Source organism: Actinocorallia sp. A-T 12471, assembly GCF_033875155.1.
Taxonomy (GTDB): Bacteria; Actinomycetota; Actinomycetes; order Streptosporangiales; family Streptosporangiaceae; genus Actinocorallia.
This window is the reverse complement of the sequence record NZ_JAWZTE010000004.1, coordinates 202,122-228,073: the sequence shown is the minus strand read 5'-3', so window position 1 is coordinate 228,073 and position 25,952 is coordinate 202,122. Positions and strand designations below refer to the sequence as shown.

Sequence of the window (25,952 nt, the reverse complement as noted above, 5' to 3'; positions counted from 1 at the left end):
CAGGGGGAGCGGAGGGCTCGGGGGAGGGAGGGGGAGCGGGGCCGTGCGGGGGAGGGTCGGGGGTGGTCATCCTGGGTCCCTTCGGATGGCGTGGTCGATGAAGTCGACGAGGGCGGGGATGTGCGCGGTGACGTCGAAGGCGTCGTTATAGGCCCAGCGGCTGAGCAGCCCTTCCATGGACTGCTGGATGATCACGGCGGTGGCGTCGGCGTCGAGGTCGCGTACCTCGCCCAGCGCACGCCCCTCGCTCAGCAGCCGGCCGAGGATCTCGGTCTCTTCCTCGTCCATGCCGTCGAACGGACGGGTTCCGTCCGGTCTGCGGTGGTTCGTCACGATCTCCACCATCGCGAGGAAGCCCGTGCGGTCAGCGGTGAGGTACTGCATCTGCGCCCCCACCCACGCCCTGATCCGCTCGATCGGCGTGCCCGCGTCGGCGAGCCGCTCCTCCATCGCCGCGCCGGCCCCGTCGAGGTACTGCCGCGCGACCTGCTCGAGCAGCTCGTCCTTGCCGTCGAAGTGGTAGGAGATCACGCTCTTGCTGGTCCCGGCCCGCTCCGCGATCCGCGCCAGCGACGCCCGCCCGTACCCGACCTCCGCCACGACCCGGGTCGCCGCCTCGACGATCTGCCGCCGCCGCGCCTCCTCAATGAACGACCGCCGCCCCGCAACCCCGCTCTCAGTCCGCACACCCCGATTCTAGGCCGCCCGGCCTGATTTTGAACCCCCCGACCTGACGCACGCTGCGCGGGTCAGGGCTGGGGCGGGGCCGCGTTGATGTGTTCGGCGAGCTTCCACAGCGGGGTCGTGCGGGGGGCGAGGATGATCATGATGTCGTCGGGCGGGGTGGCGGGCGCGGCGGGAGAGCCGGACTCGAGCCAGGGCGTGAGTGCGGTGAGGACCTCGGCGATGGCGGCGGCGAAACGCGGGCGGACGTCGTCGGGGGCGCCCGCGCGGAGCCAGGTCCGCAGCACGTGGTTGTGCGTCGCGGCGACGGCCGAGGCGGCGACCTCGTGGTGCAGGCGGAACCTGTCGCGGTCGGCGGCCGGGCGGCTCGCGTTCAGGTACGTGACGAACGCGCGCTGGTAGCGGCTCGTCGCGGCGATCTCCCACTCGCGCAGCGCGGGAACCTGACGGATCACCTCATACCGCCGTACAGCGGTCTCCGGGTCCTCGGCGTACATGTCGAGGACGAGTTCGGCGGCACGTCCGATCAGCTGAAGCGGCGCGTCAAGGGGCGAGGCCGCGTCGAGGAACGCGCGGACCCGTGCCAGGCACGCGTCGTGGTCGGGCAGGACCGCGTCCTCCTTCGCCCGGAAATGCCGGAAGAAGGTGCGCCTGGCGACGCCCGCGGCGGCGGCGATCTCGTCAACCGTCGTGGCCTCGAAGCCGTGCGCGAGGGACAGGCTGATCGCCGCGGACATGAGTTCACGCCGCGCGTCGCGCCTTCCGGACATGGTCTTTTCCTCCCGCCCCCGAACCGGGCGATCCACCGTAACACCGGCCCTTTCCGGGTATCTGCGTCTCGCCGGACGCCCGGATCCGGCCGTGTCCCGGACTAGTAGCATGGCACTGAGTGCCTTAGTCTATGTCACATAGTGACACCCCACGGAGGAGAAAAGCGATGAGCGACGTCGGCGGGCTGTACAACATGTCCGAAGAGCACGAGATGCTGCGCGAGGTGGTCCGGGCCCTCGCCGACGAGAAGATCGCGCCCCGCGCCGCGGCCACGGACGAGAGCGGCGAGTTCCCCTGGGACGTCTACAAGGACCTCGTAGAGGCCGGCTTCCACGCCGTCCACGTCCCCGAGGAGTATGGGGGCGCGGGCGCCGACGCCCTCGGCGCGGTGCTCGTGATCGAGGAGGTCGCCCGCGCGTGCGCCTCCTCCTCCCTCATCCCCGCCGTGAACAAGCTCGGCACCGTGCCGCTGCTGCTGTCGGCGTCGGAGAAGATCAAGGCCGAGTACCTGCCGAAGGTCGCCAGCGGCGAGTCGATGTTCGCCTACGCCCTGTCCGAGCCCGAGGCCGGCTCCGACGCGGCGGGCATGAAGACCCGCGCCGTGCGCGACGGCGACGACTACGTCCTCAACGGCGTCAAGATGTGGATCAGCAACGCCGGTGTCTCCGACTTCTACACGGTCATGGCCGTCACCGAGCCCGGCATCGGGGCGCGCGGCATCTCCGCCTTCGTCGTGGAGAAGGCCGACGCTGGCGTCTCGTTCGGCCCGAAGGAGAAGAAGCTCGGCATCAAGGGCTCCCCGACCCGTCAGGTGATCATGGAGGACGTCCGGATCCCCGCGTGGCGGATGATCGGCGAGCCCGGCACCGGCTTCAAGACCGCCCTCGCCACGCTCGACCACACCCGCATCACCATCGCCGCGCAGGCGCTCGGCATCGCCCAGGGCGCGCTCGACTACGCGGTCGGGTACGTCAAGGAGCGCAAGCAGTTCGGCAAGGCCATCGCCGAGTTCCAGGGCGTCCAGTTCATGCTCGCCGACATGGCGATGAAGCTCGAGGCCGCCCGCCAGCTCACCTACGCCGCCGCCGCGAAGTCCGAGGCGGCGATGCACGGCGCGAAGATCAAGGACCTCACCTTCTTCTCCAGCGCGGCAAAGTGCGCGGCCTCCGACGCCGCCATGGAGATCACCACCGATGCGGTGCAGCTCCTCGGCGGCTACGGTTACACCTCCGACTTCCCGGCCGAGCGGATGATGCGCGACGCCAAGATCACCCAGATCTACGAGGGCACCAACCAGATCCAGCGCATGGTGATGGCGCGTCAGCTCCTCAAGTAACCGCCTCGCGTCTCCCCGCACCGCCTTCTCCACCCTGTTGTCCTTCTCCACCCTGTAGTCCCTCCCCACCCCCTGCAAGGACAAGGAGTCCGCATGAGCACCCCCGAGCGGATCGTCATCCTCGACGGCGCGCGCACGCCCGTCGGCGGCTTCGGCGGCGCGTTCAAGGACGTGCCCGCCCACGAGCTCGGCGCGGCCGCCGCCAAGGCCGCCCTCGCCCGGGCGGGCGTGGCCGCCGAGGACATCGGCGAGGTCGTCATGGGCTGTATCGGCCAGGTCGGCCCCGACGCCTACAACGCGCGCCGGGTCGCGCTCGCGGCCGGGCTGCCGGTCTCGACCCCGGCGTACACGGTGAACCGCCTGTGCGGCTCCGGCCTGCAGGCCGTGTGGTCGGCGGCGATGCAGATGCGCTGGGACGGGGGCGTGGACTTCGCGCTCGCGGGCGGCGACGAGAACATGTCGCGGATGCCGTTCTACGACTTCGGCGCGCGCTCGGGCTACAAGCTCGGCGACCGCACCCTCGTGGACGGCACCGTCGGCATGCTCACCGACCCGTTCCACGGCATCCACATGGGCGTCACCGCCGAGAACGTCGCCACGAAGTACGGGGTCGGGCGGGCCGAGCAGGACGAGTTCGCCGCCGAGTCGCAGCGCCGCGCCGCCACCGACGCGGCGCGCGCGGCGTTCGCCGAGGAGATCACCGCGGTCTCCACGGGCGGCCGCAAGCCGGTGACCGTCGAGACCGACGAGCACCCCAGGCCCGGCACGACCGTGGAGACCCTGGCGAAGCTGCGCCCGGCGTTCGTCAAGGACGGGACGGTCACCGCCGGCAACGCCTCAGGCATCAACGACGGCGCGGGCGTCGTCGTGCTCGCGCGCGAGAGCGCCGCCGCCGAGCGCGGCCTTACCGGCCTCGCGGTGATCGAGTCGGTGGCCACCGCCGCGATCGAGCCCGAGCTGATGGGCTACGCGCCCGTGCCCGCCCTGGCCAAGCTGTTCCGCCAGACCGGCCTCACCCCGGCCGACGTCGACGTGATCGAGCTGAACGAGGCGTTCGCCTCCCAGGCCGTCGCGGTGATCCGCGACGCCGGCCTCGACCCCGAGAAGACCAACCCCTACGGCGGCGCCATCGCCCTCGGCCACCCCGTCGGCGCCACCGGCGGCATCCTCACCCTCCGCGTAGCCAAGGACCTGGCCCGCAGAGACCTCGAACTCGGCATCGTCACCATGTGCATCGGCGGCGGCCAGGCCCTGGCAGCCCTACTCCGCCGCACCTCCTAACCCCCTCCAGAGGCCCGGAGCAATCCCCCTCCGGGCCTCAACCCACCCACCCCACAACATCAGCACCCAACGCCCCAACAAGCAGTCCGAGTTCCGGGCCGTCAGGGTCGCCGCAACAATGCGGCGAATCCCTCAGGAGTGCACATCCAGTCCACATCCACCACACAACCGGGCAGCGAATCAGCGACAAACGTATACACCCCGCCAATCGCCAGCAGCACGCCTTCCCCCTCGGTCCGCAGACACACCCCCACCGACGATCCCGGCCGCCGCACCACCACATACAGGTAACCACCCACCCTGTCGTGCCGAACGTCCGCACAGAGCCCCGCTCCACGCAGCAGGCCCGCGAGCACCGCACTCTGCCTCCGCTCGATCTCCGCCGTGAGAGTGCGCCGACGACTGATGATCTTCGCGAGCACGTCACGGGCGAGGCGCTGGTTCACGATCCACTCAGGGGCGAGGCTCCGAACTTCTTGCAGCACATCGAAGGCTTCCGCGTACTGACGCAAATGCGCGTGAGCGTTCGCCACGTCGAGCCGATGGCGGTTGACGCTGCTGGACTTGGACCGGAAGCCGTCGCGGGGGATGGCTTCGGCCAGCTTCAGCACCCGATCCGGGCGATCCTCGATCATCGCGTTCTCCGCCGAGCGCATCGCCACCTTCACCGGAACCGCCATCGCCCAACCCTTCGGGGGGAAGAGTGCCGCTCACCTCATGGTAAGTCGAGCTGTAGGCGGGACCGCTGTGCGTTCGTCCAGATGGCCGTGGGGAGGAGGGGCGTTGGTGTCGGGCGTTCGATGCTGGATCGCCTGGTTTTTGTGTGGATAAGTGGAAGATCACCAACGGACGGTGGGTGATGTGGTGGGGTGTTGGGGGGTGAGGATTGACGGTTGTGCGGGGTCGTGGAACGCTGCTTGCCATCAGGGAAGAATCTCGTTCTCGTCAGTGAGATCGGAGTCTTCGTCACGCCCGGTGTGTCCCCCCGGCCTGCAGGAGGAGCTTTATGAGCGGACTGCGTGAGTACGACAGCAAGGACTTCTTCAGTGATGAGAGCTTTGTGGGTGATCCGTATCCGTACTTTGACGCGCTGCGGGAGGAGTCGCCGGTTCGGCGGGAGCCGCATCATGGCGTCATGCTCGTCACCGGATATGACGAGGCCGCCCAGGTCGCGCAGGACGCCGACACGTGGTCGTCGTGCATCTCGGTGACCGGGCCGTTCCCCGGCTTCCCGGTGCCGCTCGACGGTGACGACGTCAGCGACCTCATCGCCGAGCACCGCGACAAGCTCCCCATGAACGACCAGCTCCCGGTGCTCGACCCGCCCGAGCACACCAAGCACCGCGCGCTGATGATGAAGCTCATCACCCCCAAGCGCCTCAAGGAGAACGAGGACGAGATGGCGGGCGTCGCCGACCGCCTCCTCGACGAGTTCCTCGCCAAGGGCGCCGGCGAGTTCATCAGCCAGTTCGCCGCGCCGTTCAGCCTCCACGTCATCGCCGACCTGCTCGGCGTCCCCGACGAGGACCGCGCCGAGTTCGTGGCGGCGCTCCAGCGCCGTCCGCAGGAGCAGACCACGCTGGGCCAGATCAAGTCGGAGCTCGCGCACTCCCCGATGGAGTTCCTGTACCTGAAGTTCACGGGCTACATCAACGAGCGCAGGGCCGAGCCCCGCCAGGACGTCCTCACCGGCATGGCCACCGCGACGTTCCCCGACGGCTCGACCCCCGAGGTCATGGACGTCGTCCGCATCGCCGCGAACGTGTTCTCGGCGGGCCAGGAGACGACGGTCCGGCTGCTCAGCTCGGCGCTGCTGATCATCGCGGAGAACCCCGACATCCAGGCGCGGCTGCGCGCAGAGCCCGCGCTCATCCCGAACTTCATCGAGGAGACGCTGCGCACCGAGAGCCCCATCAAGGGCGACTTCAGGCTCGCGCGCAAGACGACCGAGGTCGGCGGCGTCGAGATCAAGGCCGGGACCATGGCGATGATCCTCAACGGCGCGGCCAACCGCGACCCGCGGCACTTCGAGGACGCCAACACCTTCGACCTCGAGCGCAAGAACGCGCGGCACCACATGGCGTTCGGGCGCGGCATCCACACATGTCCCGGCGCTCCGCTCGCCAGGGCCGAGGCGCGTACCTGCATCGAGCGCATCCTCGCCAAGACGACCGACATCCGCCTGTCCGAGCAGGCCCACGGCCCCAAGGACGACCGCCGCTTCATGTACCTGCCGACGTACATCCTGCGCGGTCTCGCCTTCCTCGGCCTCGAGTTCGACGTCGTGGAGGCGGACGCTCGATGAAGGTCCGGATAGACGACGACAACTGCCGGGGCCACGGGATCTGCTGCACCCTGAGCCCTGACGTGTTCGACATCTCCGACGACGGATACGCTGTCGCCCTCGTGGCCGAGGTGCCCGCCGCGTCGGAACAGGCGGTCGCCACGGCCGCGGCCCGCTGCCCCGAGCGGGCGATCATTCTGAGCTAGGGAGTCTCGCCATGTCGAAGGTCATCGTCGTTTTCACCGAGGACATCAAGGACCCCGAGGGCATGGCCGCCTATGGCAAGGCGGCGATGCCCACGCTGGCGAACGGCGTCAAGGTCCTCGCGGTCGACGCCTCGCCCCGCACGCTCGAGGGCGAGTGGCACGGTACGCAGACCGTCATCCTGGAGTTCGAGTCCGAGGAGGCGGTCCGCGCCTGGTACGACTCGCCGGAGTACCAGGCGGCCGCGAAGCTGCGGCACGCCGCCGCCGACAGCAACGCCGCGATCATCACCGCCTTCTAGCCCTCGCCTTCCAGCGCCCGGCTTCCGCAGCCCGGCCTGGGAAGGCCGCCCCGCCCGTCCGACGTGCGGTCAGGACGGGCGGCGGCTCACCGGCGCGTGCCACAGCCCGGCTATCGCGTCGACGAGGTCGTCGGCGAGGTCGTCCCAGCTCGAAGGGTCGGCGGCCCCCTCGGCGATTTCCCGCTCGCGTTCCGCGCACAGATGCACGGTGAGATGCCTGCCCATCGCCCAACGCTGCATCCGTACGTCCGGCGGAAGGTCGGGCAGGCAGCGGTTCATGCCCTCAAGCAGCAGCCTTAGCGACGGCGAATCCAGCGACTCCTCGACCGCGATCCTGTGCAGTGCCGGATCGGTCGACACCTGCGCGCCGAACCGCGCCCACCAGGTGGGGCTGCCGAGTTCCGCGAGGTGCCGCGTGATGGGCAGGACGAGGCAGCGCACCCAGTCCCGTATCTCGGCGGACCCGAACGCCTCGAGGACGAGCATGCCGCGCAGCCGTTCGATCTCGTCGGCGTGGCCGCGCGCGATCGCGCGCACGAGGTCGGCCTTGGTGCCGAAGTGGTAGCCGACGGCCGCGCTGTTGCCCTGCCCGGCCGCCTCGCTGATCTGCCGGTTCGACACCGCGTACACGCCGCGTTCGGCGAACATGCGCTCGGCGGTGCGCAGGATCAGCTCACGGGTGGTGCCGCCGCGCTCCGGCCGTGTACCGCCAGTCACCGTTCCAGCAGACATCGCTTACCCGTCCTTGGAGTCATCACACAACTGACCGCCACCTTCCGGGCATTTCGCCGTCCCCGTCAAGTCAATCACGTGATTTAATTCGGTCAAGCGGTTGATTTAACTCGCTCACGGGACGGTGTGCTCGCGCCGTCCCGTGAGACCGTCGGACGGAGACCCCCCAATGCCCCGACCCCAAGCAGAGCCCTCCGAAGCGGAGGCGGAACTTCGCACGCGCCCCGGCGCGTACGTCGTGATCCTCGCCTTCTCCGGCATCACGGTCTCGCTGATGCAGACCCTCGTCATCCCGCTCGTGCCACGCCTTCCGGCACTGCTCAACGCCTCAACCGCCGACACGGCTTGGACCGTTACAGTGACGCTGCTCGCCGCCGCCGTCGCCACCCCCGTCGTCGGCAGGCTGGGCGACATGTACGGCAAGCGGCGGATGCTGCTGCTCAGCCTCGGCGCGCTCGTCGTCGGGGCCGTCATCGTCGCGCTGTCGAACTCGCTGCCGCCCATGCTCGTCGGACGCGCCCTGCAGGGCATGGCGGGCGGCGTCATCCCGCTCGGCATCAGCATCATGCGCGACGAGCTGCCACCGCACCGGCTCGGCTCGGCCACCGCGACGATGAGTTCGTCACTCGGGGTCGGCAGCGCGCTCGGCCTGCCGGCGGCCGCGCTCATCGCCGACCACGCGCACTGGCACACCCCGTTCTGGATCGCCGCCGTGCTCGGCGCGCTGGCGATGGCGCTCGTGCTCAGGTACATCCCCGAGTCCAAGGTGCGCAGCGGAGGCAGGTTCGATCTCGTCGGCGCGTTCGGCCTCTCGATTGTCCTTGTCTGCCTGCTGCTGGTCATCTCCAAGGGCTCCGACCTCGGCTGGACGAGCCGCACCACGCTCTCGCTCCTCGCGGCCGCCGCCGTCGTGCTCGCCGCGTGGATCCCGTTCGAGCTGCGCCGCCGCGCCCCGCTCGTCGACCTGCGCACCTTCGCCCGACCACAGGTCCTGCTCACCAACGCCGCCTCGGTGATCTTCGCGTTCGGCATGTTCGGGATCGCGCTCGTCCTGCCGCAGGTGCTCCAGCTGCCCGAGGCCACCGGGTACGGCCTCGGCCAGTCGATGGTGTCGGTCGGGCTCGTCATGGCCCCGCAGGGCCTGGTGATGATGGTGGTGGCCCCGATCTCGGGGCGGATCTCCAACGCGCGCGGCCCCAAGACGACTTTGATGCTCGGCGCGTTCGTCGTCGCCTGCGGGTACATCCTCGCGCTGGTCATGTCCGACCACCTGTGGCAGCTCATCCTCGCCTCGAGCTTCATCGGCGCGGGGATCGGCTTCGGCTACGGCGCGATGCCCGCGCTCATCATGGGCGCGGTGCCCGTCACCGAGACCGCCGCCGCCAACAGCCTGAACACGCTGATGCGCGCCGTCGGGACCTCGGTCTCCAGCGCGGTCGCCGGGGCCGTCCTGGCGGGCATGACGATGACGGTCGGGCCCGCGGTGTTCCCGTCGCTCGACGGCCTCAGGCTCGTCCTCGCCGTCTGCGCCGGGGCCTCGCTGCTCACCGTGGCGGTCGCCTGGTTCATCCCCGGCAGGTCCCGCGAGCGCGGCGAGCAGGAGCCCGGCGGGTCGCCAGAGAAGGCGGTCGCGCTGCCCGCGCGCTTAGGTTACGGTCCGCCGATTCCTCTGTTCCGGATGCTCGAACGCGAGCGGAATGGGCATGTCTCCCCGTACGGACCGGCCTGAACAGGTGATTCAGGCCGGTTCACACGGATTCGCTGGGATCTGTTGGGGCATGCCGTCGCGTTCGAAAAGAGGAACCGCAGATGACCGACTCCCTTGAGGCGACCGCCGCCGTCGAGGCGCCCACGGCGCGCCCGCAGAACGGGGCGGAGTACATCGAGAGCCTTCGTGACGGCAGGGAGGTGTGGATCTACGGCGAACGTGTGGACGACGTCACCACGCACCCGGCGTTCAGCGCCTCGGTGAAGTCGATCGCGCGCCTGTACGACGCCCTGCACGACGGGACTGTCCCGACGGTCCCCACCGACACCGGCAACGGCGGCTACACCCACCCGTTCTTCCGCACGCCGCGCTCGTCGGAGGACCTCATGACGGCCCGTGACGCGATCGAGAAGTGGGCCCGTCTCACCTACGGCTGGATGGGCCGTACTCCCGACTACAAGGCCGCGTTCCTCAGCACCCTCGGTGTGAACGACGCCTTCTACGCGCCGTACGACGCCAACGCACGCCGCTGGTACCAGGAGTCGCAGGACAAGGCCCTGTACTGGAACCACGCCCTCATCAACCCGCCGGTCGACCGCGGCAAACCCGTCGACGAGGTCGCCGACGTGTTCGTGCACGTGGAGAAGGAGACCGACAGCGGCGTCATCCTGTCCGGCGCGAAGGTCGTCGCGACGGGCTCGGCCACCACCCAGATGACGTTCATCGGCCATGGCGGCGCGCCCGTCAAGGACAAGCGGTTCGGCATCATCGCCGCGGTGCCCACCAACGCGCCGGGCCTGAAACTCATCGGCCGCACGTCCTACGCCCGCACCGCACATCTGACGGGCTCGCCGTTCGACTACCCGCTGACCAGCAGGTTCGACGAGAACGACGCGATCCTCGTCCTCGACAAGGTCCTCGTGCCGTGGGAGAACGTCTTCCTGTACGGCGACCTCGACAAGTTCAACGGCTTCCTGCGCTTCTCCGGCTTCAACGCGCGCCTCACCCTCCAGGCCGCGACCCGGATGGCGGTGAAGCTCGACTTCATGTCCGGCCTGCTGCTGAAGGCGCTGTCCCTGACCGGCACCAAGGACTTCCGCGGCGTCCAGACCCGGCTCGGCGAGGTCCTGGCGCTGCGCTCGATGGTGTGGTCGCTGACCGAGTCGATGGTCCGCAACCCCGAGCCGTGGGTCGGCGGCAGCGTCAACCCCGACCCGCGCGCGGTCGACGCCTACCGCTGGATCAGCACTGTCGCCTATCCGCGCGTCCGCGAGGTCGTGCTGAAGGACCTCGGGTCGGCGCTCATCTACCTGCCGTCGCACGCCAGCGACTTCGACAATCCCGAGCTGCGGCCCTACCTCGACCGTTATGTCCGGGGCTCTGGCGGGGTCGACGCCGAGGAGCGCGTCAAGACGCTGAAGATGCTCTGGGACGCCGTCGGCACCGAGTTCGGCGGCCGTCACGAGCTGTACGAGCTGAACTACCAGGGCAACCACGAGCAGGTCCGCATCGGCGTCCTGTTCAACCACGAGGGACGCGGCTGGAACCGGTCGCTCGTGGAGTTCGCGGAACAGGCGATGTCGGAATATGACCGGACGGGATGGACCCTGCCCGATCCGGGGCGTCCCGGCGTGTGACGTGCGGTGCGGGACCGGCGGTCGGCCGGTCCCGCAGCCGTCACAGGCTCCACCAGCCGAACGCCAGGTGGCCGGTCAGCCAGACGCCACCGGCGACCAGGAGGAGGCGCAGCGCCCACGTCAGCGGCGTCGGGCGGGCGTCGCGCACCCGCAGCCAGCGCCAGACGTGCTCCGACAGGGTGTCGCCGGGCGCGCGCCGGGCCAGCGCGACGCCCTCGATCACGACGAACGCCGCGATCCAGCCGATCCAGGCAAGGGTGAAGACCATGGACGCCTCCAGGGGGTGAGGCTCCGCGGCATGCCGTAACGGCCCGCGGAGGGGAAGGAAGGAAAGGGGCGCCCTTGGACAAGATCATGCCCGCTCCTTCCACCCCCCAACCGGGAACGCTCCAATGCGCCGGGCGTCACGGCACGGCGACGGGCTCCCGCTCCTCCTTCGCCAGGTAAGCCTCGAGGTGCGCGCCCTCGACGTCGAGGTCGGGCAGGACACGGTCGAGCCAGCCGGGAAGCCGCCAGGCGCGGTCGCCGAGCAGCGCCATCGTCGCGGGCACGAAGACCATGCGGATGAGGACGGCGTCCACGAGGATGCCGAACGCCAGCGCGAACCCGATCTGCGTCACCATCGGCTCGGGATTCAGGATGAACCCGGCGAAGACCGACACCATGATCACCGCGGCCGCCGCGACGACCCGGCTCGCGGCGCGGAACCCCGTCCTGACCGCGTCCTTGGCGTCCGCGCCGCGCACGTGCGCCTCGCGCATCGACGTCACGAGGAACACCTGGTAGTCCATCGCGAGCCCGTACAGCACGCCGGTGACGATGATCGGCAGCATGCTCACGACCGGGGTGACCGCGTCGAGGCCGAGCAGGCCCTGGGCCCAGCCGCGCTGGAAGACCGCGGTGGTCGCGCCGAGCGTCGCGGCGACGCTGAGCACGAACCCGAGCGTGGCCTGGAGCGGGACGAGCAGCGACCGGAACACGAGCGTGAGGATGACCAGCGACAGCAGCAGGACCGTCGCGAGGTAGGCGGGCATCGCCCCGGCGAGCCGGTCGGACACGTCGATGGACATCGCGGTCACGCCCGCGACGCCGAGGGTGACGCCGTCGCCTCCGGCGAGTTCCGTGCCGCGTTCGCGCAGGTCGAGAACGAGGTCCTTGGTGGCCTCGGTGTCCGGGCCACGCTCGGTCACGACGGCGAGGATCGCGGTGTCGCCCGACGCGTTCACACCCGCCAGGGAGGCCGAGGCGACCCCGTCGACGCCGATGAGGCGCTGGTGGATCGCGGCGATCCGGCCGGGGGACAGGGCGTCGTCGGCGTGTACGGCGACGAGGAGCGGGCCGTTGTAGCCGGGGCCGAACGCCGCGCTGACCGTCTCGTAGCTCTGCCGCTGCGCCATCGACGGGTCGTAGGACGCGCCGCTCGGCAGCGTCAGCCGCATCCCGAGCGCGGGCAGGGCGAGCAGCAGCGGCAGCAGCACCGCGACGAGCGCGGCGACGACCCGGTGCCGGACGAGGAGGTCGGCGACGCGGCCCGCGAGCCGTCCGCCGTCCTGGTGGGCGGCTCTGCGGCGCGGCCTGATCCGGTCGCCCGCGAGGCCGAGCAGCGCGGGCGCGAGCGTCAGCACGGTCAGCACCACGACGGCGACCGTCGCGGCGGCGACGAGGCCCATCGTGGTGAGCAGCGGAATCCGCGCGACGGCGAGGCCGAGCAGCGCGATGATCACCGTGAGCCCGGCGAAGAAGACCGCGCTGCCGGCGGTGCCGGTGGCGCGCGCGGCGGCCTCGCGGGTGTCGAGGCCGTCTTCGGCGAGGAAGCGGCGGGCCCGGTGCACGACGAACAGGCCGTAGTCGATGCCGACGGCCAGGCCGAGCATCAGCGCGAGGACGACGGTGACGGACTGCATGTCGATGACGTGCGTCAGCGTGAACGCGCCGCCCACCCCGACCGCGACGCCGGTCAGCGCGAGCAGCAGCGGCAGCCCCGCCGCGACGACGGAGCCGAGCGTCACCAGCAGCACGAGCGCGGCGACGCCGATGCCGACGAGCTCGCCGACCCCGATCAGCTCGGGCATTTCGGCCATCGCCGCACCCGGCAGGACCTCGATGCCCGTGCCTGCGACGGCGTGCTCGGCGGACTGTACGACGTCCTCGATCGTGCCAGAAGGCAGCGAGTGCGTCTGGTCGTCGAACTGGAACTGAAGGAGCGCGACCGAGCCGTCCTCGGAAAGGAGGACGCCGGGAACTGGCTCGCCTTGGACGACGAACGGGACAGGACCACCCCGCTGTTCGCCTTGCGAGGAGGAGATCGCGGCGGAAGCGCCGAGGAGAAGGCTGCGGTCTGCCTTGGCGGCCTCCCGGGCGAGGACGTCACGGGCGTCGATGACGTGGTCGTGCTTGGCGACGGCGTCTACGGCGGACAGAAGGGCGGCGGTTCGTTGCGGGGTGTCCACGCGCTCGCCCTTGGGGGCCTGGAAGGCGAGGACCCCTTGGCCGCCCGAGGCTTCTGGCATACGGGTCGCGAGGTCGTCGACGACCCGCTGTGCCGGGGTTCCGGCGATGCGCATCTCGTTGGTGAGCTGCGGGGGATACGCGACGAGCAGCCCCGCGACGGCGGCGACCACGGCGAGCCAGCCGCCGATGACGCGCCACGGCCTTCGGTAGGCGAAACCGCCGAGCCGGTACAACCAGACGGACACGAGAGACCTCCCTGACGCGGCAGCATGCTGCCGCGTCCGTCACAGAAGTGAGAGCGAACTATCAAAACGATAGGACCCTCTCACCTATCCGTCGCGCGACGGGTGGAGAATGGGAGTGGGATCACAGCGCGGGCTACGGGGGCGCGGGCTACGGGCGAAGGGAACGCGGGTGGCGAAGCAGACGGCCGACGGGCAGGCGCGGCGGCGCAGAGCTGACGCGGAGTCGAGCGCGGCCCGCATCCTCGCCGCGACCCGGCGGCTCGTGGGACCCGGCACCGAGAAGGTGTCGCTTGAGGACATAGCCGCCGAAGCGGGCGTCGGCATCGCCACCCTGTACCGGCACTACCCCAACCGCGAAGCCCTCGCCCGCGCCGTCTACGAGGACCTCTTCACGACCGAGATCATGCCCTTCCTGGACGAGGCGTCGCGGTATCCGTCCCCGCTCGCTGCCCTGCGCGAGATCGCCGAACGCGCCCTCGAACTCGCCGCCGCCGAACGCGGCATCGTCGACCACGCGGGCGCCTTCGCCGAACTGGCCATGGAGGCGCTCGACCGCGCCTCGGAACCCATCACCGCGATCCTCCGCCGCGGCCAGGACCTCGGCGAGATCCGCCCCGACATCGTCCCCGCCGACATCCCCCGCTTCATCGTCCTCGGCGTCGGCTGCCTCACCCTCCCCGGCACCACCAAGGCCACCCGCACCCGCTTCCTCGCCCTCATCTTCGACGCCCTCGACCCCTCCCACACCACCCCCCTCCCCCCGGTGGGCCCCGCCGAAGAAGACCTCGCCTCCACCATCCGCGCCACGACACGCCCCGACTGCTGACCCCTCCCCGTTCGGGGGGCCGGGGCGGTCGGGCCGCCCCGGACGTCGGGCGGTCAGGCGGGGGTCAGGGACTTGGTGTAGAGGGTCTTGCCGGTGAGGTCGACGAGTTTGACGGTGAGGGTCTTGGTCCTGGGGTCGAGGTGGGCGTGGCCGAAGAACTGCGCGCCTTCGGCGGGGGAGGCGTTGGCGCGCGGGCCGACCTTCACGAACTCCTGGCGGGGGCCGAAGGTGCCGTCCAGCGTGTTCGGGCCGAAGGTGCCCGCGTTCAGGGGACCCGCCACGAACTCCCAGAACGGGGCGAAGTCCTTAAAAGAGGCGCGATTGGGAGAGTAGTGGTGGGCCGCGGCATAGTGGACGTCGGCGGTGAGGAAGACCAGACCCTTGACGCGGTGGCGGTGGGCGTGGCGCAGGACGTCGGCGATCTCGCGCTCGCGGCCCTTGGGCAGCCCGGAGTCGACGTTGCCGACGCCCTCCTGGTCGACCGACCCGTCGGGGACGATGAGGCCGAGGGGCAGGTCGTTCGCGATGACCTTCCAGGTGGCGCGCGACGCGGTCAGCTCGCGCTTCAGCCAGGCGGTCTGGGCGGGGCCGAGGAGGCCGGGGCCCGAGGTTTCGAGGTTCGGCGTGTTCGGGTTCTTGTAGGAGCGCATGTCGAGGACGAACACGTCGAGGTCGGGGCCGTAGGAGAGCTTGCGGTACAGGGTCCTGCCAGGGGTGATGGGCAGGTACTCGTGGGCGGCCCGTGACGCGCGCGCGGCGAGGACGTCGACGCGCTTCTCGGTGTAGCGGTCGTCGTCGAGGATCTGGCCCGGGTACCAGTTGTTGCGCACCTCGTGGTCGTCCCACTGGTAGACGATCGGGACCTTCGCATTGAAGGCGCGCAGATGGGCGTCGAGGAGGTTGTAGCGGAACTGGCCGCGGTACTCGGCGAGGGTCTCGGCGACCTTGGCCTTCTCGTCCGTCATGAGGTTCTTCCACGTGGTCCCGTCGGGCAGCGCGACGGTCGCGGTGAGGGGGCCGTCGGAGTAGACCCAGTCGCCGCTGCACAGGAAGAAGTCGGGCTTCGTCGCGGCCATCGCGGCGAAGATCCGGTAGCCGCCGAACTCCTCGTTGATGCCCCAGCCCTGCCCGGCGAGGTCGCCGCCCCACACGAAGCTGACGGCCTCGTGCCGGCGCGGCGGCGTCCGGAACGAGCCGAGTTCGGGCGCGGACTTGGCGCGGCCGTCGTCGAGCGTCACGCGATAGTGGACGTCCGCGCCCGACGGCAGCCCGGACAGGCGCACCTGCCCGGTGAGGTCGCTGCCGGGGGTGAGCCACGGCCCCCGGACGGTCCGGGAACCACGGAAGTCGGGCCGGGTCGCGTACTCGACGTACACCCGCGACGGCCGGTCGGCGCGCGTCCACACCAGCGCGCGGCCGTCGGTGACGTCGCCGGACTGGACGCCGTGGGTGATGGACGGGCGGACGCGGGCGAGCGCGGGCGCGGCGAACGCGCCCGGGACGGCGAGAGCGCCGCCGGCGGCGAGGCCGGAGCGCAGCAGGTCACGGCGGGTGAAGGACATGGGTTCCTCCAGGGTGGGTCGGGTGTCGACCAAGATCGTGCTCGCGGCGTCGGTCGGGCGTGTGGCGTCCGGATGAACCGGGGATGAGGTGCGGACGGAGGGGGCGCGACGTGAGGGGGCGCGGATGCGGTGGAGGGTCGTGGCGGACGCGAAGTGCGTGCCGACGGACCGGGAGTGCGTTCACGTGGACGACGCGGCTGCCGCGTCCGTCGGCGCGGCCCGCGGCTGTGACGGCTGCGCGCGGGCCGGGACCCGCTGGGTGCACCTTCGGGAGTGCCTGACCTGCGGGCATGTGGGCTGCTGCGACACCTCCCCGCTGGGCCACGCCCGCGCGCACTTCGCCGCGCACGGGCACCCCGTCGTCCGGTCGCTGGAGCCGGGCGACGGGTGGGGCTGGTGCTTCCACGACGAGGTGCTGCTCCTTCCCTCGTGACGCGTTCTGATCGTTCGACCGGGGGAGGCGCGATGGGGCGCGGAGCGGGACGACGCCGGGCCGTCGCCGTCGCGGTGGTGCTGCTGCTCGCGGCGCAGGGGTGCGCGAGCGGCGCCCGCATGGACGCGTTCCAGATGGCGAGGTCTCCTTCGGCGACGCCGTCGCCCCTGGACACGGGGACGACGCGGCGGCTGGACGAGGCCGTCAAGGGCGTGATGCACGTGGCGAACGTCCCCGGCGTGATCGTCGGGTTCTGGCGGCCGGGAAGCGACCCTTACGTGCGTGCCTTCGGCGTCGCGGACAAGGACGACAACACGCCGATGCGCCCCGGCCTGCACATGCGGATCGGCAGCGTCACCAAGACGTTCACAGTGACGGCGGTCCTCCAGCTCGTGGACGACGGCAAGATCGGCCTCGACGACCCGATCTCCAAGTACGTGAGCGGCGTCCCGGACGGCGACGGCATCACCGTCCGGCAGCTCGCGGAGATGCGCAGCGGCCTGTTCTCCTACACCGAGGACCCGCAATGGGAGAAGGACATGCTCGCGAACCCCATGCGCGCTTGGACGCCGAGGGAACTGCTGAAGTACGCCTTCGACCATCCGCCGGTTTTCGCGCCGGGTGCGAAGTTCCAGTACAGCAACACCAACACGATCCTGCTCGGCCTCGCCGTCGAGAAGGTCTCGGGCAGGGAGCTGCACGAATACCTGACGACCGAGGTGATCGAGCCGTCCGGGCTGAAAGACACGACATTCCCTACTGACGCGTCATTCCCCGAACCCCACGCGCAGGGGTACACCGCGCAGGACGAGCAGGGCAAGATCGTCAACGCCACCGACTGGAACCCTTCGTGGGCTTGGGCGGCGGGCGCTATGACGTCAACCCTTGACGACATGAAGAAGTGGGCGCCTGTGCTCGCAAAAGGCACCCTGCTCAAGCCCGCCACCCAGGCCGCACGCGTCAACGCCCCTTCGGTGGGCATCTCCGGCCTGCGCTATGGCCTCGGCATCTTCGACGACAACGGCTGGCTCGGCCACAACGGCTCGCTCCCCGGCTACCAGACGGTCGTCGTCCAGCTTCCCGAACAGGAGGCGACCCTTGTCGTCCTGGCGAACACCGACATCCCCCACGACGGCAACGAGGTGAGCACCCTCTTCGCCCAGGCCATCACCTCGATCACCACCCCCGACCACGTCTACACCCTCCCCGCGGCGTCAACCTCTCCCGCGGCGAGTCCAGCGCCGTCCCCCACCACCCCCCGCTCCTTCAACACCCCCACCCCCCTGGCCCCCGCGACGACCCTGCCCCCACCCGCCCACCCCACCCTCCCGGCGACTCCGGGCGGCTGAGCGCGACCCCGAGTCCGTCGTCTGGCTCATCCAACGAGGTTCGGTGGGCGCCGTCCGGAGGTCGCGCGGGCGAGCCGGGCGGCGCGCGCGTCCCGGGCGTGGCTCAGTGTTTGCGGGTCCATGTGGTGACGAGGTCGGCCCAGCGTTGGGAGATGGTGCGTTCGAGGGCCTTGGCCTGGGCCTCGGTCAGTTCCGTGCGGTCGGGGCCGCCCGCGACGGCGGGGGCCAGGGCGGCGAGGTCGGCGTCGGTGAGGCCGAGGAGGCGCAGGGTCGGGCTGTCGCGTTCGGTGTCGACGGTGGCGGGCAGCGGAGAACGCGCCAGCAGGACCGCGGTGTCCTCCTCGCCTTCCGCCATGAGCTGGTTGATGAGGGTGAGCTTGTTGAGGAGCACTGCGGGGTCACTTTCGTCGGAGGGAGGGCGGAGCCGCGGAGTGGGCTCCGCCCTCGGCGGCGCGGGTCAGGCGGCGCGGGTCAGGCGGCGCGGGTCAGGCGGGGCGGCGGGTGGCGAGCTCCCAGCCGTTGGCGCGCATGACCTTCTCGCTCTGCCGCGGCGTGTAGTCGAAGTTCTCCAGGTCCTTGATGTAGGAGGCGGGGTCGGCGAGGCCCTCGACGTGGGGCCAGTCGGAGCCCATGAGGATGCGCTCGTCGCCGACCAGCTCCAGGAGGCTGCGGAGCTCGTCCTCGTAGAAGGGGGAGACCCAGACGTGTCGTTTGAAGGTCTCGCGCGGGTCCTCGGGGAAGAGGTAGGGGACCATGCCGTAGGACTTGGACAGCTTCTCGAACAGGTGGAACACCCAGGCCGAGCCGACCTCGATCGAGGCGACGCGCAGGTTGGGGAAGCGGTGGAACAGCCCGAGGGACAGGTGGCTGGCGAGGGTGTCCTGCATGGGGTCGGAGGAGATGATCATGCGGAAGGCGCTGGCGCGGAACGCCTCGGTGAAGCTGTTCTCGCCCCATTCCTGGAGGAACTTCGTGTAGTGGGTCTCGCCGCCGTGGTACAGGACGGTGATGCCGGAGTCGTTGGCGAGCTGCCAGAAGGCGTCGAACACCGGGTCACCGGGGGCCTTCATGCCGAGCTCGGTCTGCACGGGGCCCGGGATCATGACGACGAAGCGGGCGTCGTGCTCCAGCGCCCATGCGAGCTCGCGGGCGGCGTTGTCCGGGTCGGCGAGGGTGATGTAGGGGGCGGCGAAGATGCGGTTCTGGTAGGCGAAGCCCCAGTCCTCCTCCATCCAGCGGTTGAACGCGCGGAACGCGGCGGCCAGGGCGGGGATGTCGTGGGCGAGGGCGACCTCCATGCCGACGCCGAGCGTGGGGAGCATGATGCAGGCGTCCATGCCCTGTTCGTCCATGACGGCAAGGCGGGCGTCGCGGTCGCGGTATTCGGGCCGGATCGGCTCAAGCTCGCCCATCAGCGCGCCGATGTCGGAGGACTTGGGGTTGCGGCCGCGGAAGTACTCGTCCATGACGCCGGGGGCCGCGACCGGGTCGAAGGTCGGCTTGGGGATGAACTTGTTGACCTTCTCGGCCACCAGGAGCCTGGGCTTGCCGTTCATCTCGACCCACTGCATCGTCCGCTTCCTGAACTCCGGCTCGATATGCCGGGTGAACGCGTCGACGGCCTCGTAGTAGTGGTTGTCGCAGTCGAAGAACCTGAACGGAAGTTCGTGTGCCACGGAAAGTCCTCCTCGAGAGAACGCGACCGCCCGCGTCCGGCGGGCCAGGCCACGTGAACCTGATGCAAAATTAGAACGCGGTTTCAACGTATGTCAATCGGGAAGATGTCCTGAGGTCGGGCCATCACAGGTGATCCCTGAGCTGAACGCGATGGTCCCCCTGGCCTGGGCTGCTCGCCGTTCATGCAGTGCTGGCAGCCCTACGGACATCATTTCGCAATCTGAGATGTGCTGAGATGCCCGTCTCATGGGTGTGTCGACCTCCTGCACAAAAGATGTGCTTGACATCACAGAAACCAGATTTCAGAATCGTGTTCCACGTTGCCCCGGCGGACCCGTCGGGCTGTGAGAGGAGCACCATGAGGCGTTCAACGCATCCCGCCCCCGAGAGGACCGCGCCGGTATGCCGCGGTTGAGCGTTGAGGAACTCGACCTGAGCTTCGGCGGCATCCGTGCGCTGAGCGCGCTGTCGTTCGCCGTCGAGGAGGGCGAGCTGTGCGCGCTGGTCGGGCCCAACGGAGCGGGCAAGAGCAGCGTGTTCAACTGCGTCACCGGCCTGTACCGCCCCTCTGCGGGACGTGTCGTCTTCGGCGGGCATGACCTGCTGCGGCTTCCGGCACACCGGATCACCGGCCACGGCGTGGCCCGCACCTTCCAGAACCTCGCGCTGTTCCCACGGCTCACCGTGCTGGAGAACGTGCTCCTCGGCGGGCATCTCAACGAACGGCCCGGACCGCTGGCCTGCGCCCTGCACCTGCCGCGCCACCGGCGGGCCGAACGGGCGCTGCGGGAAGGAGCCGAGGACGTCCTCACCCTGACCGGCCTGGCCGACCTCGCCGAACACCCGGCCTCCGGACTGCCCTACGGCACGCTGAAGCGGATCGAGCTCGCGCGGGCGCTGATGTCCCGTCCGAGGCTCCTCCTGCTGGACGAGCCGGCGGCCGGGCTCCCGCACGGCGAGGTCGGCGAGCTCGCCGACCTCATCGCGGCGATCCGCGCCGAGCTGGGCATCTCGATCGTGCTCGTGGAGCACCACATGGGCATGGTCATGTCGATCTCCGACAAGGTCGTGGTGCTCAACCTGGGCCGCCGGATCTGCGAGGGCACCCCGCAGGAGGTCTCGCGCGACCCCGAGGTCATCGCCGCCTACCTGGGGGACGCGGCATGAGCGCCGTCCTCGAGGTCGAAGGTCTCACCGCCGGGTACGGCTCGCTGACGGTCCTCCGCGACATCGGGTTCCGGGTCGATGAGGGCGAGATCGTGGTGATCCTCGGCGCGAACGGCGCGGGGAAGACCACGACGCTGCGGGCGCTCGCCGGGCTGGTCCCCGCGCGGGGGCGCGTCGAGTTCCAAGGAACGCCGCTGCTGGGGCGCAAGGCCGACGCGCGCGCCCGGCTCGGCCTCGGCCACGTGCCCGAGGGGCGCGGCACCTTCACCGACCTCACCGTCGAAGAGAACCTCCGCATGGGCGGAATCAGGCTGCCCCGGCATGAGCTCGCGTCCGCGCTCGACCACGCCTACGGGGTGTTCCCGCAGCTCGCGGCGCTGCGCGACCGGGCGGCCGGACGCTTGAGCGGAGGGGAACAGCAGATGCTCTCGGTCGCCCGCGCGCTCGTGGCACGGCCCAGGCTCCTGCTCCTCGACGAGCCCTCGATGGGCCTCGCCCCGCAGATCACCGCCGAGCTGTTCGCCGAACTGCGGCGCATTAACGAACGCACCGGCATGGCACTGCTGCTCGTGGAGCAGAACGCCGCGGCGGCGCTCACCATCGCCCACCGGGGCCACGTCCTGGAGTCCGGCGACCTCGTGCTGTCCGGAAGCGGGACCGAGCTCATGGGCGACCCTTCGGTCCGCCGCGCCTACCTGGGGATCTGACCATGGCACTGTTCCTGCAACGGCTGATCGACGGCATCGGCAACGGCATGCTCTACGGCGCGGTCGCGCTCGCGCTCGTCCTCATCTACCGCGCCACCGGCCTCGTCAACTTCGCCCAGGGCGAGATGGCCATGTTCTGCACGTTCGTCACCTGGAAGCTCGCCGACCAGGAGCTGGGATTCGGCCTGCCCATCGTGGTGGGCATCGCGGGCGGGGTGGCGTTCGGCTTCCTGTTCGGCGCGGCGGTCGAACGCGTCGTCGTCCGGCCGTTCGAGGGCGCCGACCACCTCAGACAGATGATCGTCACACTCGGACTGTTCCTTGCGCTCAACGCGCTCGCCGCCTGGGTGTTCACCTCGTCCACCGAACGCCTCGACTCGCCGTTCCCCGCGGGCTCGCTGCGGATCGGGGGAGTGTCGGTCGCCTACCAGCAGCTCGGCGTGATCGCTGTGCTGCTCGTCATGGCGCTGCTGCTCCGCCTGCTGTTCGCACGGACGAGACTAGGTCTGGCCATGCGCGGCGCGGCGATGAACCCGGAGTCGAGCAGACTGCTCGGCGTCGACGTCAGCCGCATGCTGATGGTCGGGTGGGGCCTGTCCGCCGCGATCGGGGCGCTCGCCGGCGCGCTCGTCGCGCCGACGGTGTTCGTCAGCCCGACGATGATGCAGACGCTCCTTCTGTACGGGTTCGCCGCCGCGGTCCTCGGCGGCTTCGACAGCGCGCCGGGCGCGCTCGTCGGCGGCGTCATCGTCGGCGTCGTGCAGGCGATGGCCAGCGGCTACATCTCGGCGATCGGCACCCAGTTGCAGCTGGCGACCGCCTTCGTCCTCATCCTCGTGGTCCTGATGCTGCGACCGCAGGGCCTGTTCGGCAGAGTCTCCGTGGAGCGCGTGTGAACAGAACCTTGTCAGGGGCCGGCTGGGCGGCGGCGGTGTGCCTGCTCGCCCTCGCCCCCTTCTTCGTCGGGACCGTGGAGATCTCCGCGCTCCAGAAGGTCGTCTACCTCGCCGTCGCGGTCATGAGCCTCAACGTCCTCACCGGCTTCAACGGGCAGGCGTCGATCGGCCACAGCGCCTTCATGGGGATCGCGGCCTACTTCACCGCGCTCGCCGTGCAGAGCCACGGCTGGTCGTACTGGGCGGCGCTGCCCGCCTCTATCCTCGTCGCTGCCGCCGTCGGGGCGCTGGTCGGCGTGCCCGCGCTGCGCATCCGCGGCATGAACCTCGCCCTCGTCACGCTGGGCCTCGCGATGGTGTTCCCCCAGCTGCCTGTCCGCTTCAGCGCCGAGACCGGCGGCACCCAGGGCATGCTCGTCGACGACGGGCTCGCCGCGCCCGCCGCCCTGGGCGTCGCCGACATCGCGTGGCGGTACTGGGTGCTGCTCGCGCTCGCCGTCGCGGCCTTCCTGCTGGTGCGCAACCTGCGGGGGAGCCGGATCGGCCGGGCCGTCATCGCCATCCGCGACCAGCCGCTCGCCGCGCACACCGCGGGCGTGAACGTCGCGGCCACCAAGATCGCCGTCTTCGCGGTGAGCGCGGGTCTCGCCGGTCTTGCGGGCTGGATGTTCACCGTCGCGAACCAGTTCGTCAGTCCCAGCGACTTCACCGTGCTCGTCTCGATCAACCTGCTGCTCGGCATGGCCGTCGGCGGCTCGGGGACGCTCGTCGGGCCGGTGATCGGCGCCGCGTTCCTGTACTACGTGCCCGAGGCGGTCAACGGGAGCGGCGTCGATCCCATGCTGACGCCCGCGCTGTACGGGCTCATCCTCATCCTCGTCGTCTACTTCCTGCCCGGGGGAGCGGCGGGCGGGCTCGCCCGGATCTCCGAACGCTGGGCGGCCCGCCGGAACCCGTCAACACCCGCCGGGCAGGCCGCTCCGACGCCCGCGCGCGTCCCCTGATCCTCTCCCATCCCACCCCGCACAGAGGAGAACCCCCCATGGCCATTCGGCCCACGAACAAGCTCGCGGCGGTGCTCGGCGCCGTCTGCGTGTTCGCCACGGCATGCGGAGGCAGCGCCGTCAGCGACTCACCCGGTGCCTCCGGCGGAGGCTCCGGACTGACAGAAGGCTGCCCGGACAACGGCACCACCGGACTCACCGACACCACCATCAAGATCGGCCTCTCCCAGCCGCTCTCCGGCCCCTATGTCTCGGTGGGCGGGCAGCTGTACGGAATGCAGGCGTACTTCGCCTACGTCAACGCCCAGGGCGGCGTCCAGGGACCGGACGGCAAGAAGCGCAAGGTCGAGCTGATCTACAAGGACGACGCCTACACCGCGACGAAGGCCAAGGCGAACGTCGAGCAGCTCCTCGGCGACGACAAGGTCTTCGCGCTGCTCGGGCAGTTCGGCACCGCCGGCAACCTCGCGGCGCGGCCGGTCATCGCCCAGCAGTGCGTCCCGTCGCTCTTCGCCACGACGGGAGCCCCCGAGCTGTCCAACCCGAAGTACCCGTGGGCGATGACGGGGTCCATCAACTACGCGGTCGAGGGCCGCATCCTCGGCCAGTACGTGCGCGACAACCTTCCGGACGCCACGGTGGCCGTCCTGGAGCAGGACGACGACCTGGGCCGCGCCTACCGGCAGGGTTTCGACCAGGCGATCGAGGGCTCGGCCGTCAAGGTCGTCGACACCCGTACGTTCGAGGCGGGCGAACCCGACGTCAAAAACCAGATCACCACACTCGCGGCGACCAAGGCCGACGTCTTCCTCGACATCGCCTCCGGCCTGACCGGACTCCAGGCGCTCAACCACGTCCACGCCTCGGAATGGAAGCCGGAGATCGTCCAGGTCGGCCAGCTGCCCGTCACACTGCTGCGCCAGCTGCAGTCCGGCGCGGGCGACGGCCTGGTCATCGGCGCGACCGGCCCCGACTACGCCGACCCGGAGGTCGCCAAAGCCGACAAGGAGTACCAGCTCTTCCTCGAGTGGTTCGGCAAGGTCCCCGGCACCGCGAAGGTCGACCCGACGTCCGCCTCACTCGGCTGGTTCCAGGGCCGGCTCCTGGACTGGACGATCCAGCACGCCGCGACCATGGACCGCGGCGGGGTGATGACGTCGGCGCGCAGCCTCGACTACACGGGCCCGTCGTTCAGCCTGCCCGGGATCAGGCTGCGCACCACGCCCGAGGACCCGCAGCTGATCGAGGGCATGCAGCTCAACCGGTTCGACGCCGCCAGGGGACGCCTTGTTCCGTTCGGCGACGTCATCGACATCGACGGCCAGGTCGAGTACCAGCCGGTCTCCTGACACCGCCGCCGGGGCGGGACTCCACGGTTCGCCGTCCCGGCACGCTGTCCTTGTACTAGAACATGGTTCCATCGCGCGAGGCATCGAAGCATCCGCCTGCCGGAAGGTGGTGACGCGTTCCCCCGGTCTCGGACGGGCGCGGCACCGCCGTTCCGGACAGTCGCCGAAGCCGTCTCCGAATAGCAGATGGCCAGCTGGGAAGGCAAGTATCCACCTGGAACAAGCCGCGTCGGCACGGCCCTTTGCCGTCCCGCATCCCGCGCGCACTTTCCGCGATCGCGCAATGGGCCGACGGCCCACGATCGGGGTCTTTCGGCCCCGAGATCCCTTGACATTCTTAGAACCGCGTTTCAAAATTGGGTTCCATGTGACCCGGGCCATACCCCGGCGTGCGCGGTACGCACGCACGCGACCGCAGCGCGGCCGCCCAGACGACGAGAGCGGCGAGCACCCCCGCCGCCCGTCGAAGAGAGAGGACCCGACATGACGTTCCCCGCGGACGCACCGGTCATCGACACGATGATCGCCTTCCCGCAGGAGGGCTCCGCCCAGTACGACTTCATCCGCAGGCAGACCAAGGACACCGCGTCCAAGGAGGAGATGGAGTTCCCCGCGGAGTACATGTTCAAGGAGGTCCCCAAGGACCTGCCGACCGACGACCCGATCAGCGTGACCCTGCGCGAGATGGACAGGCACCACATCGAGCGCGGCCTGATCGGCGTTGACGACGAGGTCTCGCGCCTCGCGCTCACCAAGTACCCCGACAGGTTCGTCGCCTCGGGCAACATCGACCCCAACACCGGCATGGACGGCGTTCGCAAGATGGTCCGAGAGCACGAGGAGTTCGGCACCCGCGCCGTCGGCGTGTTCCCCGCGGGGGCGTTCCCGCAGGTGCCGATCAACGACAAGAAGATGTATCCCTTCTACGCCAAGTGCGTGGAACTTGACATCCCGATCTTTGTCTGCGCGGGCGTCCCGGGGCCGCGCCTGCGGATGGACCCGCAGCGCGTCGAGCTCATCGACGAGGTGATGTACGACTTCCCCGAGCTCGTGCTGGTGACGCGGCACGGCTGCGAGCCGTGGACCGACCTCGCGGTGAAGCTGATGCTCAAGTGGCCCGGCCTGCACTACTCCACGAGCGCGTTCTCACCGAAGTACTACCCGAAGGCGATCATCGACTTCGCCAACACCCGCGGCGCGGACAAGGTCCTGTACGGCGGCTACTTCCCGATGGGCCTGTCGCTGGAGCGCATCTTCGAGGCGATGCCGCATGTGCCGTTCCGCGAGCACGTCTGGCGGAAGTTCCTGTACGGGAACGCCGCCCGCCTGCTCAAGCTCGACAAGTAGG

At 70.1% G+C, this 25,952-nt stretch carries 25 protein-coding genes; 16 read left to right on the top strand and 9 right to left on the bottom strand.

Features of this window, described 5'->3' with window-relative positions; genetic code table 11:
- Window positions 1–66 precede the first annotated feature (66 nt).
- Window positions 67–687, bottom strand: coding sequence for a TetR/AcrR family transcriptional regulator (locus R9X44_RS13370; RefSeq protein WP_319814429.1), 621 nt, complete (start codon window positions 685–687; stop codon window positions 67–69).
- Between the two features lie 62 nt (window positions 688–749).
- Window positions 750–1,454, bottom strand: coding sequence for a TetR family transcriptional regulator (locus R9X44_RS13365; RefSeq protein WP_319814428.1), 705 nt, complete (start codon window positions 1,452–1,454; stop codon window positions 750–752).
- Window positions 1,455–1,621: 167 nt separating this feature from the next.
- Here R9X44_RS13365 and R9X44_RS13360 point away from each other — a divergent pair, with 167 nt between their 5' ends.
- Together R9X44_RS13360 and R9X44_RS13355 are read left to right on the top strand one after the other, a co-directional pair.
- The gene (locus R9X44_RS13360; RefSeq protein ID WP_319814427.1) at window positions 1,622–2,791 is read left to right on the top strand and encodes an acyl-CoA dehydrogenase family protein; all 1,170 of its coding nucleotides are present in this window, start codon (window positions 1,622–1,624) and stop codon (window positions 2,789–2,791) included.
- Window positions 2,792–2,884: 93 nt separating this feature from the next.
- Window positions 2,885–4,072 (top strand): thiolase family protein, encoded by a 1,188-nt coding sequence (locus R9X44_RS13355; RefSeq protein WP_319814426.1) that lies wholly within the window; start codon window positions 2,885–2,887, stop codon window positions 4,070–4,072.
- Window positions 4,073–4,173: 101 nt separating this feature from the next.
- On the opposite strand, the gene R9X44_RS13350 is transcribed toward R9X44_RS13355, so the two are convergent.
- Complete coding sequence (locus R9X44_RS13350; protein ID WP_319814425.1) at window positions 4,174–4,752, bottom strand: hypothetical protein; 579 nt, start codon at window positions 4,750–4,752, stop codon at window positions 4,174–4,176.
- Window positions 4,753–5,078: 326 nt separating this feature from the next.
- On the opposite strand from R9X44_RS13350, the gene R9X44_RS13345 reads away from it, so the two are divergent.
- From R9X44_RS13345 to R9X44_RS13335, 3 genes are read left to right on the top strand one after another with little or no spacing between them, the layout of a single operon-like run.
- Complete coding sequence (locus R9X44_RS13345; protein WP_319814424.1) at window positions 5,079–6,377, top strand: cytochrome P450; 1,299 nt, start codon at window positions 5,079–5,081, stop codon at window positions 6,375–6,377.
- Window positions 6,374–6,562 carry a ferredoxin gene (locus tag R9X44_RS13340; RefSeq protein WP_319814423.1) on the top strand — a complete coding sequence of 63 codons (189 nt, stop codon included), beginning with the start codon at window positions 6,374–6,376 and terminating at the stop codon, window positions 6,560–6,562. Before R9X44_RS13345 ends, R9X44_RS13340 begins: the two co-directional genes overlap by 4 nt.
- Before the next feature lie 11 nt (window positions 6,563–6,573).
- Complete coding sequence (locus R9X44_RS13335; RefSeq protein ID WP_319814422.1) at window positions 6,574–6,861, top strand: DUF1330 domain-containing protein; 288 nt, start codon at window positions 6,574–6,576, stop codon at window positions 6,859–6,861.
- A gap of 69 nt (window positions 6,862–6,930) precedes the next feature.
- On the opposite strand, the gene R9X44_RS13330 is transcribed toward R9X44_RS13335, so the two are convergent.
- The gene (locus R9X44_RS13330) at window positions 6,931–7,578 is read right to left on the bottom strand and encodes a helix-turn-helix domain-containing protein (protein WP_319814421.1); all 648 of its coding nucleotides are present in this window, start codon (window positions 7,576–7,578) and stop codon (window positions 6,931–6,933) included.
- Window positions 7,579–7,762: 184 nt separating this feature from the next.
- Between R9X44_RS13330 and R9X44_RS13325 the strand changes: the two genes are divergently transcribed.
- Together R9X44_RS13325 and R9X44_RS13320 are read left to right on the top strand one after the other, a co-directional pair.
- Window positions 7,763–9,322, top strand: coding sequence for an MFS transporter (locus R9X44_RS13325; protein ID WP_319814420.1), 1,560 nt, complete (start codon window positions 7,763–7,765; stop codon window positions 9,320–9,322).
- 80 nt (window positions 9,323–9,402) lie between these two features.
- Window positions 9,403–10,938 (top strand): 4-hydroxyphenylacetate 3-hydroxylase N-terminal domain-containing protein, encoded by a 1,536-nt coding sequence (locus R9X44_RS13320; protein WP_319814419.1) that lies wholly within the window; start codon window positions 9,403–9,405, stop codon window positions 10,936–10,938.
- A 40-nt stretch (window positions 10,939–10,978) separates the two neighbouring features.
- Here R9X44_RS13320 and R9X44_RS13315 read toward each other — a convergent pair whose 3' ends face one another.
- Window positions 10,979–11,206, bottom strand: a complete 228-nt coding sequence (locus R9X44_RS13315; protein WP_319814418.1) for a hypothetical protein — start codon at window positions 11,204–11,206, stop codon at window positions 10,979–10,981.
- Window positions 11,207–11,342: 136 nt separating this feature from the next.
- Window positions 11,343–13,634 carry an MMPL family transporter gene (locus tag R9X44_RS13310; RefSeq protein WP_319814417.1) on the bottom strand — a complete coding sequence of 764 codons (2,292 nt, stop codon included), beginning with the start codon at window positions 13,632–13,634 and terminating at the stop codon, window positions 11,343–11,345.
- Window positions 13,635–13,803: 169 nt separating this feature from the next.
- Here R9X44_RS13310 and R9X44_RS13305 point away from each other — a divergent pair, with 169 nt between their 5' ends.
- The gene (locus R9X44_RS13305) at window positions 13,804–14,460 is read left to right on the top strand and encodes a helix-turn-helix domain-containing protein (protein WP_319814416.1); all 657 of its coding nucleotides are present in this window, start codon (window positions 13,804–13,806) and stop codon (window positions 14,458–14,460) included.
- A 53-nt stretch (window positions 14,461–14,513) separates the two neighbouring features.
- On the opposite strand, the gene R9X44_RS13300 is transcribed toward R9X44_RS13305, so the two are convergent.
- Window positions 14,514–16,022 (bottom strand): alkaline phosphatase D family protein, encoded by a 1,509-nt coding sequence (locus R9X44_RS13300; RefSeq protein ID WP_319814415.1) that lies wholly within the window; start codon window positions 16,020–16,022, stop codon window positions 14,514–14,516.
- A 184-nt stretch (window positions 16,023–16,206) separates the two neighbouring features.
- Here R9X44_RS13300 and R9X44_RS13295 point away from each other — a divergent pair, with 184 nt between their 5' ends.
- Window positions 16,207–16,455 carry a UBP-type zinc finger domain-containing protein gene (locus R9X44_RS13295; RefSeq protein WP_319814414.1) on the top strand — a complete coding sequence of 83 codons (249 nt, stop codon included), beginning with the start codon at window positions 16,207–16,209 and terminating at the stop codon, window positions 16,453–16,455.
- Between the two features lie 32 nt (window positions 16,456–16,487).
- Window positions 16,488–17,804, top strand: coding sequence for a serine hydrolase domain-containing protein (locus R9X44_RS13290; RefSeq protein ID WP_319814413.1), 1,317 nt, complete (start codon window positions 16,488–16,490; stop codon window positions 17,802–17,804).
- Between the two features lie 103 nt (window positions 17,805–17,907).
- Here the strand turns inward: R9X44_RS13290 and R9X44_RS13285 are convergent, their stop codons facing one another.
- Entirely contained in the window at window positions 17,908–18,195 is a 288-nt protein-coding gene (locus tag R9X44_RS13285) for a hypothetical protein (RefSeq protein WP_319814412.1), read from the bottom strand.
- A gap of 94 nt (window positions 18,196–18,289) precedes the next feature.
- Window positions 18,290–19,480: an amidohydrolase family protein gene (locus R9X44_RS13280; RefSeq protein ID WP_319814411.1), complete on the bottom strand. Its 1,191-nt coding sequence runs from the start codon at window positions 19,478–19,480 to the stop codon at window positions 18,290–18,292.
- Window positions 19,481–19,883: 403 nt separating this feature from the next.
- On the opposite strand from R9X44_RS13280, the gene R9X44_RS13275 reads away from it, so the two are divergent.
- The 6 genes from R9X44_RS13275 (at window position 19,884) to R9X44_RS13250 (ending at window position 25,951) form a co-directional block, all read left to right on the top strand.
- Entirely contained in the window at window positions 19,884–20,648 is a 765-nt protein-coding gene (locus tag R9X44_RS13275; protein ID WP_319814410.1) for an ABC transporter ATP-binding protein, read from the top strand.
- On the top strand, window positions 20,645–21,355 hold the full coding sequence (locus tag R9X44_RS13270) for an ABC transporter ATP-binding protein (RefSeq protein WP_319814409.1): 711 nt from the start codon (window positions 20,645–20,647) through the stop codon (window positions 21,353–21,355). The genes R9X44_RS13275 and R9X44_RS13270 overlap by 4 nt, the downstream gene beginning before the upstream one ends.
- Window positions 21,356–21,357: 2 nt before the next feature.
- Window positions 21,358–22,251, top strand: a complete 894-nt coding sequence (locus R9X44_RS13265; RefSeq protein WP_319814408.1) for a branched-chain amino acid ABC transporter permease — start codon at window positions 21,358–21,360, stop codon at window positions 22,249–22,251.
- Complete coding sequence (locus R9X44_RS13260; RefSeq protein WP_319814407.1) at window positions 22,248–23,255, top strand: branched-chain amino acid ABC transporter permease; 1,008 nt, start codon at window positions 22,248–22,250, stop codon at window positions 23,253–23,255. Before R9X44_RS13265 ends, R9X44_RS13260 begins: the two co-directional genes overlap by 4 nt.
- A gap of 38 nt (window positions 23,256–23,293) precedes the next feature.
- Window positions 23,294–24,604 carry an ABC transporter substrate-binding protein gene (locus R9X44_RS13255; protein WP_319814406.1) on the top strand — a complete coding sequence of 437 codons (1,311 nt, stop codon included), beginning with the start codon at window positions 23,294–23,296 and terminating at the stop codon, window positions 24,602–24,604.
- A gap of 483 nt (window positions 24,605–25,087) precedes the next feature.
- The gene (locus R9X44_RS13250; RefSeq protein ID WP_319814405.1) at window positions 25,088–25,951 is read left to right on the top strand and encodes an amidohydrolase family protein; all 864 of its coding nucleotides are present in this window, start codon (window positions 25,088–25,090) and stop codon (window positions 25,949–25,951) included.
- The last annotated feature ends 1 nt before the right edge of the window (window position 25,952 follow it).

What these genes read in the sequence shown, in the direction of transcription:
- R9X44_RS13360 (WP_319814427.1), top strand. Translation starts at nt 1,622, where the DNA reads ATGAGCGACGTCGGCGGGCTGTACAACATGTCCGAAGAGCACGAGATG.
- R9X44_RS13350 (WP_319814425.1), bottom strand. Translation starts at nt 4,752, where the DNA reads ATGGCGGTTCCGGTGAAGGTGGCGATGCGCTCGGCGGAGAACGCGATG.
- R9X44_RS13290 (WP_319814413.1), top strand. Translation starts at nt 16,488, where the DNA reads ATGGGGCGCGGAGCGGGACGACGCCGGGCCGTCGCCGTCGCGGTGGTG.
- R9X44_RS13325 (WP_319814420.1), top strand. Translation starts at nt 7,763, where the DNA reads ATGCCCCGACCCCAAGCAGAGCCCTCCGAAGCGGAGGCGGAACTTCGC.
- R9X44_RS13355 (WP_319814426.1), top strand. Translation starts at nt 2,885, where the DNA reads ATGAGCACCCCCGAGCGGATCGTCATCCTCGACGGCGCGCGCACGCCC.
- R9X44_RS13300 (WP_319814415.1), bottom strand. Translation starts at nt 16,022, where the DNA reads ATGTCCTTCACCCGCCGTGACCTGCTGCGCTCCGGCCTCGCCGCCGGC.
- R9X44_RS13255 (WP_319814406.1), top strand. Translation starts at nt 23,294, where the DNA reads ATGGCCATTCGGCCCACGAACAAGCTCGCGGCGGTGCTCGGCGCCGTC.
- R9X44_RS13265 (WP_319814408.1), top strand. Translation starts at nt 21,358, where the DNA reads ATGGCACTGTTCCTGCAACGGCTGATCGACGGCATCGGCAACGGCATG.
- R9X44_RS13275 (WP_319814410.1), top strand. Translation starts at nt 19,884, where the DNA reads ATGCCGCGGTTGAGCGTTGAGGAACTCGACCTGAGCTTCGGCGGCATC.
- R9X44_RS13315 (WP_319814418.1), bottom strand. Translation starts at nt 11,206, where the DNA reads ATGGTCTTCACCCTTGCCTGGATCGGCTGGATCGCGGCGTTCGTCGTG.
- R9X44_RS13320 (WP_319814419.1), top strand. Translation starts at nt 9,403, where the DNA reads ATGACCGACTCCCTTGAGGCGACCGCCGCCGTCGAGGCGCCCACGGCG.
- R9X44_RS13335 (WP_319814422.1), top strand. Translation starts at nt 6,574, where the DNA reads ATGTCGAAGGTCATCGTCGTTTTCACCGAGGACATCAAGGACCCCGAG.
- R9X44_RS13250 (WP_319814405.1), top strand. Translation starts at nt 25,088, where the DNA reads ATGACGTTCCCCGCGGACGCACCGGTCATCGACACGATGATCGCCTTC.
- R9X44_RS13365 (WP_319814428.1), bottom strand. Translation starts at nt 1,454, where the DNA reads ATGTCCGGAAGGCGCGACGCGCGGCGTGAACTCATGTCCGCGGCGATC.
- R9X44_RS13270 (WP_319814409.1), top strand. Translation starts at nt 20,645, where the DNA reads ATGAGCGCCGTCCTCGAGGTCGAAGGTCTCACCGCCGGGTACGGCTCG.
- R9X44_RS13340 (WP_319814423.1), top strand. Translation starts at nt 6,374, where the DNA reads ATGAAGGTCCGGATAGACGACGACAACTGCCGGGGCCACGGGATCTGC.
- R9X44_RS13345 (WP_319814424.1), top strand. Translation starts at nt 5,079, where the DNA reads ATGAGCGGACTGCGTGAGTACGACAGCAAGGACTTCTTCAGTGATGAG.